General features: G+C 45.9%; 19 protein-coding genes. 11 read left to right on the top strand and 8 right to left on the bottom strand.

Translation table 11 applies throughout. The features are described from left to right. Window positions 1-133 precede the first annotated feature (133 nt). From tatA to QYB97_RS15360, 5 genes are all read left to right on the top strand, one after another. Window positions 134-316: a twin-arginine translocase TatA/TatE family subunit gene (tatA, locus tag QYB97_RS15380; RefSeq protein WP_301166891.1), complete on the top strand. Its 183-nt coding sequence runs from the start codon at window positions 134-136 to the stop codon at window positions 314-316. A gap of 65 nt (window positions 317-381) precedes the next feature. After that, entirely contained in the window at window positions 382-1,128 is a 747-nt protein-coding gene (gene tatC / locus QYB97_RS15375) for a twin-arginine translocase subunit TatC (RefSeq protein WP_301166890.1), read from the top strand. A 322-nt stretch (window positions 1,129-1,450) separates the two neighbouring features. Then, window positions 1,451-3,199 carry an alkaline phosphatase D family protein gene (locus QYB97_RS15370; protein ID WP_301166889.1) on the top strand — a complete coding sequence of 583 codons (1,749 nt, stop codon included), beginning with the start codon at window positions 1,451-1,453 and terminating at the stop codon, window positions 3,197-3,199. 123 nt (window positions 3,200-3,322) lie between these two features. After that, window positions 3,323-4,366 carry an ArsR/SmtB family transcription factor gene (locus tag QYB97_RS15365; RefSeq protein WP_301166888.1) on the top strand — a complete coding sequence of 348 codons (1,044 nt, stop codon included), beginning with the start codon at window positions 3,323-3,325 and terminating at the stop codon, window positions 4,364-4,366. A 41-nt stretch (window positions 4,367-4,407) separates the two neighbouring features. Then, the gene (locus QYB97_RS15360) at window positions 4,408-5,577 is read left to right on the top strand and encodes an MFS transporter (protein WP_301166887.1); all 1,170 of its coding nucleotides are present in this window, start codon (window positions 4,408-4,410) and stop codon (window positions 5,575-5,577) included. 23 nt (window positions 5,578-5,600) lie between these two features. Here QYB97_RS15360 and QYB97_RS15355 read toward each other — a convergent pair whose 3' ends face one another. Then, entirely contained in the window at window positions 5,601-6,467 is an 867-nt protein-coding gene (locus QYB97_RS15355; protein ID WP_301166886.1) for an MBL fold metallo-hydrolase, read from the bottom strand. Window positions 6,468-6,630: 163 nt separating this feature from the next. Between QYB97_RS15355 and QYB97_RS15350 the strand changes: the two genes are divergently transcribed. The 3 genes from QYB97_RS15350 to QYB97_RS15340 are packed head-to-tail and all read left to right on the top strand — an operon-like array spanning window position 6,631 to window position 8,725. Then, window positions 6,631-7,284 (top strand): futalosine hydrolase, encoded by a 654-nt coding sequence (locus QYB97_RS15350; protein ID WP_301166885.1) that lies wholly within the window; start codon window positions 6,631-6,633, stop codon window positions 7,282-7,284. A 10-nt stretch (window positions 7,285-7,294) separates the two neighbouring features. Further along, window positions 7,295-8,143, top strand: coding sequence for a 1,4-dihydroxy-6-naphtoate synthase (locus QYB97_RS15345; RefSeq protein ID WP_301167063.1), 849 nt, complete (start codon window positions 7,295-7,297; stop codon window positions 8,141-8,143). 21 nt (window positions 8,144-8,164) lie between these two features. After that, entirely contained in the window at window positions 8,165-8,725 is a 561-nt protein-coding gene (locus tag QYB97_RS15340; protein WP_301166884.1) for a hydrolase, read from the top strand. A gap of 84 nt (window positions 8,726-8,809) precedes the next feature. Here the strand turns inward: QYB97_RS15340 and QYB97_RS15335 are convergent, their stop codons facing one another. Together QYB97_RS15335 and QYB97_RS15330 are read right to left on the bottom strand one after the other, a co-directional pair. Then, window positions 8,810-9,370: a hypothetical protein gene (locus QYB97_RS15335; protein ID WP_301166883.1), complete on the bottom strand. Its 561-nt coding sequence runs from the start codon at window positions 9,368-9,370 to the stop codon at window positions 8,810-8,812. Between the two features lie 103 nt (window positions 9,371-9,473). Next, window positions 9,474-10,646 (bottom strand): MFS transporter, encoded by a 1,173-nt coding sequence (locus QYB97_RS15330; RefSeq protein WP_301166882.1) that lies wholly within the window; start codon window positions 10,644-10,646, stop codon window positions 9,474-9,476. 141 nt (window positions 10,647-10,787) lie between these two features. Between QYB97_RS15330 and QYB97_RS15325 the strand changes: the two genes are divergently transcribed. Then, window positions 10,788-11,546: a TrmB family transcriptional regulator gene (locus QYB97_RS15325; RefSeq protein ID WP_301166881.1), complete on the top strand. Its 759-nt coding sequence runs from the start codon at window positions 10,788-10,790 to the stop codon at window positions 11,544-11,546. A gap of 151 nt (window positions 11,547-11,697) precedes the next feature. Continuing rightward, window positions 11,698-12,453 (top strand): gamma-glutamyl-gamma-aminobutyrate hydrolase family protein, encoded by a 756-nt coding sequence (locus QYB97_RS15320; protein ID WP_301166880.1) that lies wholly within the window; start codon window positions 11,698-11,700, stop codon window positions 12,451-12,453. 45 nt (window positions 12,454-12,498) lie between these two features. Here the strand turns inward: QYB97_RS15320 and QYB97_RS15315 are convergent, their stop codons facing one another. The 5 genes from QYB97_RS15315 to QYB97_RS15295 all read right to left on the bottom strand — a co-directional run bounded on the left by QYB97_RS15315 (window position 12,499) and on the right by QYB97_RS15295 (window position 14,717). Then, window positions 12,499-12,771, bottom strand: a complete 273-nt coding sequence (locus QYB97_RS15315; protein WP_301166879.1) for a DUF2188 domain-containing protein — start codon at window positions 12,769-12,771, stop codon at window positions 12,499-12,501. A gap of 72 nt (window positions 12,772-12,843) precedes the next feature. Next, a complete protein-coding gene (locus QYB97_RS15310) occupies window positions 12,844-13,092 on the bottom strand; it encodes an OsmC family protein (RefSeq protein ID WP_301167062.1) in 249 nt (82 codons plus the stop codon). Window positions 13,093-13,116: 24 nt separating this feature from the next. Then, complete coding sequence (locus QYB97_RS15305; protein WP_301166878.1) at window positions 13,117-13,317, bottom strand: hypothetical protein; 201 nt, start codon at window positions 13,315-13,317, stop codon at window positions 13,117-13,119. A gap of 46 nt (window positions 13,318-13,363) precedes the next feature. After that, complete coding sequence (locus QYB97_RS15300; protein WP_301166877.1) at window positions 13,364-14,266, bottom strand: diacylglycerol/lipid kinase family protein; 903 nt, start codon at window positions 14,264-14,266, stop codon at window positions 13,364-13,366. Window positions 14,267-14,459: 193 nt separating this feature from the next. Next, window positions 14,460-14,717 carry a DUF5316 domain-containing protein gene (locus QYB97_RS15295; protein WP_301167061.1) on the bottom strand — a complete coding sequence of 86 codons (258 nt, stop codon included), beginning with the start codon at window positions 14,715-14,717 and terminating at the stop codon, window positions 14,460-14,462. Window positions 14,718-14,920: 203 nt separating this feature from the next. Between QYB97_RS15295 and QYB97_RS15290 the strand changes: the two genes are divergently transcribed. Continuing rightward, window positions 14,921-15,130, top strand: a complete 210-nt coding sequence (locus tag QYB97_RS15290; RefSeq protein WP_301166876.1) for a hypothetical protein — start codon at window positions 14,921-14,923, stop codon at window positions 15,128-15,130. Window positions 15,131-15,150 lie beyond the last annotated feature (20 nt).

The following is a 15,150-nucleotide window of genomic DNA, read 5'->3' as shown; positions in this document are numbered from 1 at the left end:
TGAAATGAAGGATTAGCGGGGGGCATTATCACAGAGCTAAGTTGAAAACCTAAAACCATACAGTACATACCGTTCAGCTCAAGTTAAAGACTTGTTGTGGCACTACAGGATTTAAATCCAAGGAGGGCTTTCTATGTTCCAAAATATCGGTATCCCGGGATTAATTATTATTTTAGTTATTGCGTTAATCGTTTTTGGGCCTGCTAAATTGCCAGAAATCGGACGGGCATTCGGAAGCACGCTGCGAGAGTTTAAAAACTCTGCTAAAGACTTAATGAGCAGTGATGATAAGGAAGAAAAAGCAGAGCAAAAATAATAGAGAGGGGGATGGCGGAAACCAGTCATCTCCTTTCTCTTATGTGAAGAGGTGAAATTGAAAGTATGAAAAGTGCAGAAATGCTTCTTGTTGATCATTTGGGAGAATTGCGAAAACGGCTGATTATTACCCTGCTTACGTTTGCCGTATTTTTCATCGTTTCTTTTATTTATGTTCAGGACATCTATCACTGGCTGATCCGTGATCTCGACACCAAACTGGCAGTTTTAGGACCGAGTGATATCCTGTGGGTCTATTTTATGATCTCGGGGGTCATTTCCATTGCATTGACGATTCCGGTGGCTGCCCATCAGACATGGCGGTTTGTCAGCCCGGCGTTGTCCAGGAATGAATCCAAAATCGCATTCTCATACATCCCTGCCCTTTTTCTCTTATTTCTTGCCGGGCTCTCCTTCGGGTACTTTGTGGTTTACCCGATGGTGCTGGATTTTTTAATGAAGCTGTCTGACGGCCAGTTCCAGACGTTTTTCACATCGGAGAAATACTTCAAGTTCATGATCAACCTTACCTTGCCGTTTGGCTTTTTATTTGAAATACCGCTCATTGTTATGTTTCTTACATCGATCGGATTGGTGAATCCGAAGCTTTTGTCCAAGGCCAGGAAGCTCGCCTACTTTGCTCTTGTCATTGTGGCGGTTCTCATCACACCACCTGATTTCATGTCGGACTTTCTCGTCACGATCCCGCTTTTGATTCTTTATGAATTCAGCATTACGCTTTCCAAAATCGTGTACAGGAAAAAACAGAAGAAACAGAAAGATAATGTTATAGAATTAAAAAAACCTTCTTAAATGACAAATTGTGACCAGGAATCACCAGGCTGCCTAGACTGTCTGGTGATTTTTATTTTCCATTTGTTTGATTACTTTGAAGGAAATGTTAAAAAAGGTAAAGCTAAAGTCCTGCGCCTGCTGATCCTCATTCTCCTTTTTTTACGAAAATAATCCGTAAGAGAGGCGGATAGGGACTGGGAAGGAAAAAAGTCCTGATTATAAGGTCCTTTTTTGGCTTTCTGTCGTTTCATGGAGGTTTACATATCTTAACAGCACATTCACAAACAAGCTTTATACTGACTTTCGTACGCTACTTTTTCATTAAGAGAGGGGAATTGTTATGGCAGACGAAAGACACATGGAGGACTTGATCAAGAAATTGACAGAGGAACATGAAAACAAAAAATTCGATCGCCGCAGCTTTCTTAGAGGAACCGGAAAAATTGCCGGGCTGTCCCTTGGGGCAGTCCTTGCACAGTCGATCGGCGGATTTGAGGTAAATGCCGCTCCGAAATTTGAGAGCTATCCCTTTACACTCGGTGTAGCATCCGGCGATCCGCTTTCCAATGGAGTAGTGCTCTGGACACGTCTGGCGCCCGATCCATTGAATGGCGGTGGAATGAAACGCCAGGCAGTGCCGGTGCGATGGGAGATCGCAAAAGATGAGCGCTTCCGGAATATCGTACAGAAAGGAACGGAACTGGCAAGACCAGACCTGGGGCATTCCGTTCATGTGGAAGTCAGCGGACTGAAGCCGAACCAAATCTATTATTACCGGTTTAAAAGCGGATATGAGCTAAGCCCTGTGGGCCGCACCAAAACCCTTCCAGCTCCGGGAGCATCTGTCAAAGAGCTCAAGTTTGCTTTCGCTTCCTGCCAGCAATATGAGCACGGATTCTATACTGCCTATAAACATATGGCAGAAGAGGATCTTGACCTGGTATTCCATCTTGGCGACTATATTTACGAATATGGTCCAAATGAATATGTAGCAGCAACTGGAAACGTAAGAACGCACAGCAGTGCTGAAATCATGTCACTGAACGACTACCGTAACCGCCACGCCCAATATCGCTCGGATGCGAACCTGAAAGCCGCACATGCCGCATTTCCTTGGGTCGTGACATGGGATGACCACGAAGTAGAAAACAATTACGCTGATAAAATTCCGGAAAAAGGACAATCCGTCGAAGCTTTCATCATTCGCCGGGCAGCCGCTTACCAGGCGTATTACGAGCATATGCCGCTTAGAAGGTCATCATTGCCTGATGGGCCTGACATGCAGCTGTACCGCCATTTTAATTATGGAAATCTTGCTTCTTTCAATGTCCTGGATACGCGCCAGTACCGGTCGGACCAGGCAAACGGAGATGGAAACAAACCGCCTTCGCAGGAATCACTTGATCCAAGCCGGACATTGATGGGGCAAAAACAGGAGCAGTGGCTCTTTAACAATCTTAGTGCCTCCCAAGCTCACTGGAATGTCATGGCTCAGCAAATCTTCTTTGCACAGTGGAACTTTGGAACGAAAGCAGCACCCGTGTACAGCATGGATTCCTGGGATGGATATCCTGCCCAGCGCCAGCGGGTTCTCGATTTCGTGAAAGCTAAGAACCTGAACAATCTGATCGTATTGACAGGGGACGTTCATGCCAGCTGGGCAAACAACCTGTTAACCAATTTTGACGATCCAAAATCAAAGGTCTTTGGTGTTGAGTTTGTGGGAACCTCCATTACATCAGGAGGCAACGGAGCAGACAAGCGGAAGGATACCGATCAAATTTTATCGCAAAATCCGCACATTAAATTTTTCAACGATTACAGAGGATATGTCCGCTGCCGTGTCACTCCTGCAGAATGGCAGGCGGATTACCGGGTGGTTCCTTATGTAACAGAGCCTGGCGCTGCCGTTTCTACGAGAGCTTCCTTCGTTTATCAGAAAGACCAAATGGGCTTGAAAAAGGTAGCTTCCGCGATGGTTGCCCATGGTATGAAGAAGTCCGATCAGGTGGAGGAAGACCGTTTTACCGCCCATACGCATGCGCACAAAAAACAAATTCAGCAAAAAAGAGAAAAAGTCGAACAATAATCGTTCGATTGGCACAAACGCCATTCCGGTGTTTGTGCTTTTATTTCAATAATAAATTCGAAATATATTGAATTTATTATTCTGTATGTTTAGAATAATACTTAAACGAGAGGAGATGGTGAAATGAACTACTTTTTAGCTTCTCAGCCGGAAGAAACCGTGAATGTAACGGTAGAATCATCAGAGGTTTGGGAAATCCTGCTTGGCATCTCAGGATATACATACGCACAGCTCAGACATACCTTTGAACTTGATGAACAATGGAAAACGTGGAGAAACACCATGAGTCCTGAACTTCTTGAAGCATTACATGAAATACAGGAAACCAATTTGTGGTATGGTTTGCTGCTGCTGCAGAATCATTGGGGAGCAGCAACCGTTCAGGACTTTTTGAATGGATTGGATCAAGAATCTCATCAGTCTCTGTATGAAGTTTTGCTTCCTTATTATGGTCAAAAATCAGAGGCGGATCGTAAAGACACGGTGATAAACCATACTGATAAAACACGCTTTGCCCGGTATGCGGAATTCTTTAAAGGCCACGACTATCTGGAGGGCTATGTCAGGCTTTTGGGAGAGCGGGCGCTTGAAGATATTCTTTCCCTAATGAAGGCAGTGACGAAGGAGTGGCATAATTTTATACGCAGCCAGCCGGTTTGGGAAAAGTGGGTACAGGCCCTCATGTATGAAGAGAAAGAAAATCAGGGATTGAACCAGTCTCATGCGATGGAAGAAATCAAACGGATAACAGGAGGAGCAGAGTATGTGCCTGAGCCATCCGTCTGGAATGTGAAGCTGGTGCCTCATGTTTCGTACCGGCCTTGGGTTCTTTCCCTGCGCACTGTGGATACAAAGCTATTATTCTATCCAGTGAAAGAAGAATACTTAAATGAACGGGGCCAGCCTTCTTCTTCACTCATCAGGGGACATAAAGCATTGGGGGACGAGCTCCGATTACAGCTGCTGCACACCCTTGTGCAAGGCCAGTCATCTCTCCAGGAATTGAGCGGCAAGTTTCATATGTCCAAAACTACGCTCCATCATCAGCTCTCTATCCTGAAGTCGGCAGGGCTTGTTTCTGCTGATAAAGGGGTTTACCGTGCCAATACTGAAACTCTCCGCAGATTTTCTGGCAAACTGGATGAATATTTGGGCTTGAAGGGGTGAAACGGTATTCCCGCTCTTTTAACGCGCTGTGGACAGGGGAAATGATTTCTGAATTTGGAGGGGCAGCAGGCGGAATCATTAATGGTCTTCTGCTGTTCGAATTAACAGGGTCAAAAGAATGGATGGGAGTATTGTGGCTCGTGTACTTTATTCCTTCTCTTGTGTTACAGGGAATCAGTGCTCCTTTTTTGAATCAGGTCAATAAGGGAAGGGCATTGAAATACATTCAGTTGGTCCGGATGGGAGGCTATCTGCTTCCTTTGGCGGGATGGCTTTTTCACTCACATACCGGCATGATTGCCGGGCTGGTAATTCTTCAGTGCTGCCTTGGTTTACTGCAGCCGGTATATGCCAGTCTGTCGTTTTCCATTTTGCCGGAGGTGTGTAAAGGGTACGAGCTTACTGAAGCCAACGGCCTGCTGGATGGAACAATGAGGATGATGAGCTTCTTGGCGCCTGGAACTGTTTCTTTGTTATTGATGGTCTTCCCGCTTCCAGCGCTTTATGCGCTTTCCTCCGCGTTGTTTTTTCTCAGCTTTGTTGCTCTGAATATCATCCAAACACAATCTGCAGCAAGGACAGATGTCTGGACAAAGAAATTTTGGTGGTCAGAGATGAAGAGTGGTTATTATTATTTTTTCCATCAGCCCCTTTTATTGAAGCTTACCTTGCTTTCAGCATGCGTTCAATTTGCGGTGGGTGCTTCGCTTGTGCTGAGCGTGCCTTTTATCCGGGGAGAACTGAATGGAGAACGATGGGAGTATGCGGTATTTGCCGGGGCTTTCCCCATTGGCTATGCAATCGGCAGTCTTCTTCTGTCCCGTATGCATAAGAATCCGGTTGTCATGTATTCAGGACTGGCAGGGGGAGGGCTTTCGTTTTTGCTTCTGTTTTTTGTGGATCAAGTATGGCTTGCCTGGGGATGCGAACTCTTCGGTGGAATGGTTTTCCCCCTTTTTAATGCCCAGAGCTCGGCTCTGTTTCAGCAGAAGGCAAAGCGCGACCGCCTTGCCCAGCTGAGTGCCGTACGGTTGCTGATCATGCGCACAGCCATGCCGCTTGGTATTTTGTTTGCTTCATCAGCATTTTTGCATCTTTCTGTACGCCAAAGCTTTGCAGTAGCGGGAATCATTATTCTAATTCCCGGCTTCTATTGTCTCGCTTCTTCGATAATGGAAGGGAAAGAGGCGGCAAAAAGGAAAACAGGCTGAGGTGGATCAGCCTGTTTTTCTCTCTACTGCTCAAGATGGTTGTTATCCACATACTTTCCATAGTCAGGAATCGCAATCTGGTCAAATTCTCTTGCAAGTTTGGCCAGGTTTTCTTCCAGCCATTCACCGGACACCGGACGGCCATGTCCTGTAACGGCAGTACGTGGATTCAGGGACTGAAGTTTTTTTACAGACTTCCACGCTTCCGTCCAGTCCGGAGTAAAATAGCGCGGGGGCCCGCTGATTTCCAGGTGCTGGGTGATTACGCTGTAAAGATCCTCTTGCTTGACGGTAATAAAGGCATCTCCGGCAATCAATGCCCGGTCGGTTTCACGGAAAAGGGAAATATGGCCCTCCGTGTGACCCGGCGTGTGCAGCCAGCGCCACTCCGGCAGTTCGGGAATGGTCCCGTCCTCAGGCAAGGGATGAACATGTTTATCAAGGTTGATCGCTTCATTAGGAAATAAGAAAGACATTCTTGCCACCATGCCGCCTTCCACGGAGGGATCGGGTTTGGGGTAATCCTTTTTGCCAGTTACATATGGAAGCTCAAGCGAATGTACATAAACCGGCACCTTCCATTGATTTAAAAGACCGATGATTCCACCTATATGATCAAAGTGGGCATGCGTGAGGATGATCGCCTTTGGCTGCGTGCCTTTGCCGAACCGATTTTCCGCTTCTGCAATAATTTTTTCTGCGCAATCGGGCATGCCGGCATCCACCAGCACCCAGCTGTTTTTACTTTTCTGGTCTTCAACAAAACACAAATTGACGATTTGGCTGGTGTAACAATAAAGGCCGGGCGCCACTTCTTTTCCTTCACCTGATGTGACCGAACTTACAGGTATGTATTTGTTCGTCGAAGCGCTTCCTTCCACATGATCCATGACAATACCTCCGTATCCATCATTTTCTATACGTCATTATCCTCTTCTAAACGGTATAATTTATGCAGAAGGACAAGCTCCAAAAAGCATCAAAGTGGAAAGAAAACACGATTAAGTGCTACCTTTGAATGGGAAAAGCATTATAAAGACAGGAGGCGAAAACATGAATAAATTAAATGGACGTATTCTTGTGATGACTTCTGTACAACAGGAAAAAGAAGCCATAGAAAGAGGCTGTCAGGACAACAGGGTAGACGTGGTCCTGGCAGGAGTAGGACCGGTTTCAGCAGCCATCAATACCATGAAGGCATTGCACGCCAACACGTATGATTTGGTAATCAATGCGGGAATTGCGGGTGGATTTCCGGATCGCGCAGAGGTGGGTTCCCTTGTCATTGCCGAGGAAATTGTTTGTGCCGATTTAGGTGCAGAATCCCCTGAAGGTTTTCTTAGTCTGGATGAACTGGGATTTGGCTCTTCCACACGAATTCCGGCAGAGAGCAGCCTGGTGCTCGCACTTTCTTCCGCTCTTGCTGATGCCAAATTGCCTGTACATACTGGTCCCATCCTTACGCTTTCTACGGTAACGGGCACGCAAGAGACGGCTGACCGGCTGGCGGAGCTTGAACCACTTGCAGCTGCAGAAGCGATGGAAGGCTATGGTGTTGCCCTGGCAGCCAGAGAATACAATTTGCCAGTAATGGAAATCCGGGCGATCTCCAATGCTGTGGGCCCCCGTGACCGCGGGGCCTGGAAACTGAAAGAAGCCCTTGAGGCATTATCGTCTGCTAGTAAAGTTATGATGGAGGTACTTTAAATTGAGTAAAATGAATATTGCTTTTTCACCATGTCCAAATGATACATTTGTCTTTCATGCGCTGGTGCACGGCCTTGTGCCGGGAGCACCGGAGTTCGATGTAACCTACGCCGATATCGACATCACCAATGGATTGGCCGCCCGCCAGGAGGGACCGGAAATCTTAAAAATTTCCTATGCTGCCCTGCCATGGGTGCTCGATCATTATGATCTCATTCCTTGTGGAGGAGCGCTCGGCCGCGGCTGCGGACCGCTTGTTCTGGTGAAGGAAGAAGGACAGGTAAGCCCGGAGATGCTTGCGGGGAAAAAGGTAGCTGTTCCAAGTGAACGGTCCACTGCCTATTTACTGTTCCGTTTATGGGCGGCCCAAAATGTGCCTGGAGGTATTGGGGAGATCGTGGTTATGCCATTCGATCAGATCATGCCAGCTGTAAAAGCAGGTGAGATCGATGCGGGTCTTGTTATTCATGAAGCGCGTTTTACCTATCAGAATTACGGCCTTAACCTGCTGGCGGATATGGGAAACTGGTGGGAAGAAGATACAGGATTGCCAATACCGCTCGGAGCCATTATTGCAAAGAAATCAATGGACATTGAATCCATTACAAGCTGGATACGTTCATCCGTTGCCTATGCATGGGAGTTTCCCGAAGCGTCAAGAGAGTATGTGATGCAGCATGCAAGCGAGCTTTCTTTGGATGTTGCCCAGCAGCATATCAATTTATATGTTAATGAATTTACCGCTGAACTTGGACAGGCAGGCTATGAAGCTGTTGTTTCACTCCTTACCCGTGCAGCAAAAGAAGGGCTTGTACCGGACCGGGACTATGCTGATCTGATTCATGCATCCGTAAAATAAACACAACAAGGAGGAAAAACAATGAGCGCTTTACAACTTGATTTTAAAAAAACAGCGTTGGTAATCATTGATTTGCAAAAGGGCATTGTTCAGATGCCCGGAGGACAGGAGGTCGTTGAAAAAACGGTTCCTCTTGTGGAATTATTCCGGGAAAATGAAGGATTTATTTCTTTTGTCAATGTGGCGTTTCATGATGGGAAGGATGCATTGCAGCCGGTTACGGATGAACCCGCTCAATCTTCTGAACGGCCTGAGGACTGGGCGGATTTTGTGCCCGAGCTGGGTGTTCAGTCGGACGACTACACGGTAACCAAACGGCAGTGGGGCGCTTTTTTTGGCACTGATCTTGATCTACAGCTGCGCCGGCGGGGTATTGATACGATCGTGTTATGCGGCATTGCCACCAATATCGGGGTAGAGAGCACGGCAAGAGAAGCCTTTCAATTGGGCTATAACCAGGTGTTTGTCACCGATGCCATGACAACCTTCAGCCAGGAAGCACATGACGCGTCCTGCTCCTTTATTTTTCCAAGGATCGGTAAGGTACGAACATTGGAACAGTTTCTTTCTGAGGTTCAGTGAAATTAGATGAATTGAATACACTTTAAGGGAGTTTCGTTTTCGGAACTCCCTTTTTTAATTTTTTAGGATCGAGTTCGGGGATTTCTAAAGTGTAACATTCCATCGTTTCTTCAATATAAATAAAGTAAATTCAGTCCACCCATAGCTGTAAGCCAGGGAAAACAAACAGAGGCCGGGTAATAGACTGCAGTCTGTATACGGGAAGTTAGCGCCGAATAGAGGGAAGGACAATCCGTAAAGCATGATACACATGCCTGAAAAAAGAAAAATACTGCCTGAGAGGGCAATGAAAAAGCGCCGTCTTAGGTTTTTGAACCCTAAACCCAGGCCTATACCAAGCAAACCTGTAGTAAACGTGAATAGTAAAACCTCTGCAGGCTGAATCAATACGAGAAGAATAATAGCCAATATATAAGTATAGAGCCCGTATAAACGGGAGATCTGCATCATTAAAAGGATGGGCAGCGTAGAAAGAGGACTGATGAACAATCCTGCGACTGGAATGGCTCCTCCTGCCGTTTGCAAAAGGGCTGTAATGGCAGAAACGAGAGATACAAAAACCATCCAGGCTGCAGCAGGGAAATTCGTACGGATGGCAGCTGCTTTTTTCTTTAAAGATACAGCAGGTTTATTAAATAACGCCATAGCACCCTCCGATTATTTTTATCTGTGACTTATACCAATATAGTCGTAATCTTCGGGAGAATACCTAAAAAAAGACATCTCGCTATTGAGATGTCTTTTTATCCTACATGTGATGTTTAATTGGGGATAAATGCCGATTTCGTTCGCCCATGGAAATAAGAGCCGCAGCCAGGGCAATAATAATGAAACAGCCGCCGACCGTTGCATTGGATTCAACGGAGGACTGTTCGATCACAAAGCCTCCGACGGCAGATCCGAAAGCAATGCCAAAGTGCAGGGCGGTGTTGTTCAGGCTTTGCTGGATATCCGATGTTTCCGCGGCAGAGGATTCAATCAGATAGCTTTGCATAGCGGGAGTAATAGCCCAGCTCAGCATGCTCCAGATCACCATAACACTTAAAAAGAGCGGCAGTGAAAATGTTGTATAAGGAATGGCGAACATGGTCAGGCCAAAAACGACAATAAAACCAAGGATTGATTTCTTTGTGCCGATCCGGTCAGCCAGTGTTCCGCCAACACCTCCTCCAGCCACTGCTGCACAACCGAAGATGAGGTACACAATGCTGACCCAGTTCCCGTCGAGTCCCAGCGCTGTTTTTAAGAACGGGGTCAAATATCCATACAGCGTCAAATGTCCGGCCAAAAAGAGAAACGAGGTTAATTGGGCGAACAGCAGCCTGCGGTTTTTTAAAGTTCTGAGCTGTTTCATAAGGGAAACAGCAGGCTTTGAAAACATGGTTTCCATAAAGAAGTAAACACCTGCGATCGAGAGGAGGGTTAATCCTGCAATCAGAACGAAAGGAGCTCTCCATCCAAAGGCGTTTCCCAGCATCAGCCCGATCGGTACGCCGAGAACAAGGGAGGCGCTGATTCCCATGAATACGACGCCGATGGCCCTGGCCCTATATTGTTCAGTTACAATCGCTGAGGCGATGGTAATACATAAAACGACCAGAAGGGAGCCGCTAGCTGCCGAAACAATACGGGCAATCAGCAGTATACTGTAGGACGGGCTCACGATCGCAATGGCATTCCCGATGAAAAAGATCAGGAGAGAAACCAGCGTCAGTTTCTTTCGCTCAACCTTTGAAGTCACCATCAGCAGCACAGGGGATGCAACAGCAAATACAAGGGAGAAGACAGTAATCAGAAAGCCGGCTTTTCCGATGCTGACCTGCAGATCCTTTGCCACTAAGTCTAAAATTCCGCCTATGATCAATTCGACCATCCCTACAACAAAGGAAACGATGGTCAATAAGTAAACACGTTTATTCATAATACTCATCCTTTATAAAGAAGTTACCACTGTAATAGTAACATTTCTTCCGAGAAAAACAAGATAAAAATGCTGGTGTGTAGAAAATGGAAAACTCTATGGTATGATTAGCTTACGAATTTGAGGCAAGGAGTTACAAACATGCTGCAGCAATTTGGATTTACCCAATATGAAAGCCAGGTGTATCAATCCCTGATCACCTCAGAACAGCCACTTGATGCGACCGCTGTTGTGAAAGGTTCCGGTGTTCCCCGTGCAAAGGTATATGAAGTTCTTCACCGCCTGACGGAAAAGGGAATGATACTGGAGTCCACAGTAGAAAAAAAGCGGCTCTATTCCGCATTGCCGGTCGAGTCAGCGATTGAAAAGCTCAAAGCTGATTTTGAGGCAAATGTCCAGCAGTTAAGAGAGGCCAAGAGCAAACAAACCGTTACGGACGACAGGGTCTGGACGCTGAAGGATAATCAATCGATCCAATCGCTGATGAAAGGCATGCTGGAGGAAGCGGATCAGTCGGTCATTCTTTCAGGATGGGCCGACGATTTGAGTTCTTATTTGCCTCTGTTGGAGAAAAAATATAACAATGGTGTTGATATGAAGATTCATGTGATCGGCGAGCTCACCACCGTGATTCCGGACGTATCCACGTTATTGCCAGATACCGGGCATGGAACACTTGAACGAAGCCGGATACTAATTGTCGATCAGCAGGAAATCCTTTTTGCGGGGATCGAGGATACAGTTTGGCAGGCCATTCGCACGCAATCCAGGCCACTTGTTAAGTTTTTTACAGAGTTTTTCTACCATGATGTGGCGTTGACGGAAATTACGAGAAAATATAAAGATATTGTGATGGAAGATAGAGCCGTTCGGGAGGTTCTGTTGAATTTAAGGTATTAACTATAGAGATTTAAAAAAATCAGGAAGATATCCTGATTTTTATTTTTTTATATAAGGTTGAAAAAACACCACATGGATAATATTTACTGTTCACTCAGCTGGAATTTAGGGTAATGGTCTGTATGACAAATTCTGAACAGGAGTTGCTAGAATGGAAAATAAAAAGCCAGTGATTGGTATTACATGTTCCACGAAGGATATCGGAGGTCTTGAGACGGCCTACCTTCATTACAGCTATACGACATCTGTGATGAAGGCGGGGGGAGTTCCCGTAATCTTGCCTATGGCAGATAAAGAGATAGCCAGGGAATGGGCGGCACTGTGCGATGGCATTCTGCTCAGTGGGGGCGAGGATATGGATCCCCATCAGATTGGTGCTGAACCCCATCCGAATCTTGGTAAGGTGATTCCGGAAAGAGATCAGACTGAAATGGATCTGATTGAGTTTGCCCAGGAACAGAATATCCCGATTTTCGCTATTTGCCGCGGCATACAGGTACTTAATGGTGCACTTGGAGGAACCTTGTACCAGGATGTCTATGATGAAAGAGATAAAGCCATTAAGCATTTTCAGGATGCAGCAAGGGACGCTGCGACTCACTCCGTTGCGATTGAGGAAGGCTCACTGCTGGCTGAAATTATCGGAAGCAATGAAACCTCAATCAACAGCTTTCATCACGCGGCTGTCCGTGAAGTGGCACCCGGCATGAAAGTCTCTGCCAAGGCACCCGATGGGATTATTGAGGCGATTGAAAGTGAAGATGTAAACAAACATTGGATTCTTGCTGTCCAATGGCATCCAGAGGATATGACCGAGGTGAGCGATGAAATGCACCGGTTGTTTACCTATTTTATAAAAGCGGCAGAAGAAAGCGCAGGGAAGAAAGAAACGGTTTCCTCTTCATAAAAAACGATAAAAAAAGCGGCGGATTGTAAAATCCGCCGCTTTTTTCTAATTTTCATAGTTATGCTGTTCTTCAATTCGTCCGTGTTCGTTGTGGACGATGGCCATCGTGCCGGCTTCTTCTGCGAGGCGGTTTGCTTCTTTTACCGCCTCGGATTTGGAGCCGGTTGTATGCTTGGGCTCGTCTTCGCCTTCTTTCTTAACAGCCCATCCTTCTTGTTCGTGTGGAACGACATGGAAGTGAGCTTTATTGGTCCCAGCTCTGTCCTCAAAATATTGGTCGCGCTCTTCATTTCCAGAACGATTATTATTCTGTGCCATAATATTCCCTCCTGAACAATTGACTGATGTACTATACTCTACCCGCCATCCGGGGGTTTAAACACAGGTTGTTCAGCTTATTTCTTCAACGTCCCAGGTATTATCGATGGCTACCGCACCCTTTAAGGTTTGGGCAACAGGGCAGTTCCGCTCAAAAACGGTCAGGGCACGAATAGCTGCTTCTTTTTTGCCCTGTGGAACTTTCAGGTTAAAGTGGCAGGAGATTCTGGTAATCTTCAATACGCCCTCCGGTGCTTCAATTACGCCTTGGACGTTGGCTGACAATGTATCGGGTGATGCTGGTATATGACGCGCATCCAGCGCGCCTGCTAATGTGCCGATCAGTCAGCCGCCGGCAGCGGCTACAATATGGTCGAGTGTGGATGGATATTCCACTTCGGGTTCGACACCGTAAAATTGTTTAACCCCGCCATGAACGCCATAAAAAACGGGGTCTGGAAATTCTCCGATATACGCTCTGCGGACCTTGTTTTTTGTGTCTTCCTGAAAGATGGTAATGCTCGTCAATGCAATAGGATTACTCATTAATCACTGCCTCCTTTTCTTCCTTAATATCCGCGTGGGTGCTGTTTCAAACCTTTTCGTTTTCATTTGGCGGAACATAAATGGAAAGATGGCGGGAGAGGACAGATGCAGTAAACGGCAAAGGTTCTCCTTCATCTCCATCAATATTGACAACCATTTTTTCCGAAGAAGAAACAGCAAGTGATGAGGACTGTATGTATACCACATCAGAATGCTCTTGCAATTCTCCTTTGTACAGTTTTGGAAAAAGGTTAAGCGTGCCGGGTAATGAGATTTTTTTTACGAGAAATAAGTGAAGTCTGCCATCATCCACTTCAGCCTGTGGCGCAAGTTTCTCGAAGCCGCCGACAGAGTTGGTCATGGAAGCTACCATAAGGAAGGCCGTACCTTCCCAGGTTCCCTCGTCGTGGGAAATCTTTAATGAGAAAGGTGTTTTGGTAGCCAGTGCTTTCATGCCTTCCACAAAATAAGCAAGGGGTCCAAGTTTAGTTTTTTGTTCCGTGCTCACATTATAGGAAGCTTCAGCAATCGCTCCTACAGCGAGGACATTCATAAAATAATGATTGTTGATCTTGCCGATATCGGCTTTCCTGAAATTCTCAGTAGGAAGAATCTGAATCGCTTCCAGTGGATCAAGCGGAATTTGAAGAGCTCTGGCAAAGTCATTCACTGTTCCAAGGGGAATGATGCCAAAGTGGGGGCGATGTTCCTGCTCAGCAAGTCCATTTATCGCTTCATTAACCGTACCATCACCGCCCATTGATATAACAGTGTCATAATGCAGTTCGCAGGCGTTCCTGGCAAATGCTTCGGCATCTCCTTCTTTTGCTGTTTCACAGACCAGAACTTCATCATGAAATGTCTGAAGTATCCTTTCTGCTTCTGGCAGGAGATCCATGGCCTGTTCTTTTCCTGATGAAGGATTGACGATAATCATGGCTTTTCTCAATGGGTTGATACCCCCTTTTAATAATCCGTTTACTTTAAAAATACCCTTTTCAGAAGAGTTTCTAACCGTTTCGGTGTAAAACCGGTCAACATAAAAAACACACGCCATAATCCATCATCTACCCTCATTCCGGTGAACAATCGGGCCAATGCAAAAAGGAGACTCAGCATTTGAGTCTCCTTGGCGTCCCGTATCAGAAATAAGTTGAACCTGCAAAATAGATAATGGCGATTAAAAGATTCGGCAAACCAAACATCAGAAAACCCTTCGAGCTTATTAATCGTTCCTTCCGATGCTCCTTTGTTTCTGTGTTGAAATTTGCCCGCAGCTGATCTCCATTCACAAAAGCACCGGTAAATAAACCGGCTGCGAGCAATGATAGCAAGCCAATCGCACCGCACACGTTTAAAAGTAAGCTCCAGTCATTCAGTAATAGAGAGGTGATAATCACTGCCAAACCAACCAGGGTGCCTCCGAAAAAGAACTTCTTCCCATCCTTTTCCTCCTGTTCTGCAACACTTATTTTTGTTCTTTCTTTATATTACCATTCATTCCCAGGCTTTAGTGGATGATTTCTGAGGAAATGCGTATTGTAAACTTGATACAAACAACATAAAATAAGAACAAATGTTTGATTTGTTGGGAGGGAACTGCGTGAAAGAAGATTTACGGTATTTTTTTATGTACAAAGAAAGGCTGGCGGTGACCAATGAGGTGATTATTCAATTCATGGATTTTAAGGGAAAGCGCCTTGTACGTGCTACAGCGAAAGATTTGAATACAACCACCAACCAGAAGCTAAAAGAAGATGCCAGGGTTCAATGGGACCAGATCAAAAAAGCAGATACACGTGAACAAAACTAAAAGAGGGACTATAGTATTGC

Origin of the sequence: Fictibacillus fluitans, assembly GCF_030418125.1 — a bacterium.
GTDB lineage: Bacteria > Bacillota > Bacilli > Bacillales > Fictibacillaceae > Fictibacillus_C > Fictibacillus_C fluitans.
This window is presented reverse-complemented; position numbering and strand designations above follow the sequence as displayed.

Bases quoted from the DNA above. Each gene is read 5' to 3' on its own strand.
- tatA (WP_301166891.1), top strand. From the start codon at position 134: ATGTTCCAAAATATCGGTATCCCGGGATTAATTATTATTTTAGTTATT.
- tatC (WP_301166890.1), top strand. From the start codon at position 382: ATGAAAAGTGCAGAAATGCTTCTTGTTGATCATTTGGGAGAATTGCGA.
- QYB97_RS15370 (WP_301166889.1), top strand. From the start codon at position 1,451: ATGGCAGACGAAAGACACATGGAGGACTTGATCAAGAAATTGACAGAG.
- QYB97_RS15365 (WP_301166888.1), top strand. From the start codon at position 3,323: ATGAACTACTTTTTAGCTTCTCAGCCGGAAGAAACCGTGAATGTAACG.
- QYB97_RS15360 (WP_301166887.1), top strand. From the start codon at position 4,408: ATGATTTCTGAATTTGGAGGGGCAGCAGGCGGAATCATTAATGGTCTT.
- QYB97_RS15355 (WP_301166886.1), bottom strand. From the start codon at position 6,467: ATGGATCATGTGGAAGGAAGCGCTTCGACGAACAAATACATACCTGTA.
- QYB97_RS15350 (WP_301166885.1), top strand. From the start codon at position 6,631: ATGAATAAATTAAATGGACGTATTCTTGTGATGACTTCTGTACAACAG.
- QYB97_RS15345 (WP_301167063.1), top strand. From the start codon at position 7,295: ATGAATATTGCTTTTTCACCATGTCCAAATGATACATTTGTCTTTCAT.
- QYB97_RS15340 (WP_301166884.1), top strand. From the start codon at position 8,165: ATGAGCGCTTTACAACTTGATTTTAAAAAAACAGCGTTGGTAATCATT.
- QYB97_RS15335 (WP_301166883.1), bottom strand. From the start codon at position 9,370: ATGGCGTTATTTAATAAACCTGCTGTATCTTTAAAGAAAAAAGCAGCT.
- QYB97_RS15330 (WP_301166882.1), bottom strand. From the start codon at position 10,646: ATGAATAAACGTGTTTACTTATTGACCATCGTTTCCTTTGTTGTAGGG.
- QYB97_RS15325 (WP_301166881.1), top strand. From the start codon at position 10,788: ATGCTGCAGCAATTTGGATTTACCCAATATGAAAGCCAGGTGTATCAA.
- QYB97_RS15320 (WP_301166880.1), top strand. From the start codon at position 11,698: ATGGAAAATAAAAAGCCAGTGATTGGTATTACATGTTCCACGAAGGAT.
- QYB97_RS15315 (WP_301166879.1), bottom strand. From the start codon at position 12,771: ATGGCACAGAATAATAATCGTTCTGGAAATGAAGAGCGCGACCAATAT.
- QYB97_RS15305 (WP_301166878.1), bottom strand. From the start codon at position 13,317: ATGAGTAATCCTATTGCATTGACGAGCATTACCATCTTTCAGGAAGAC.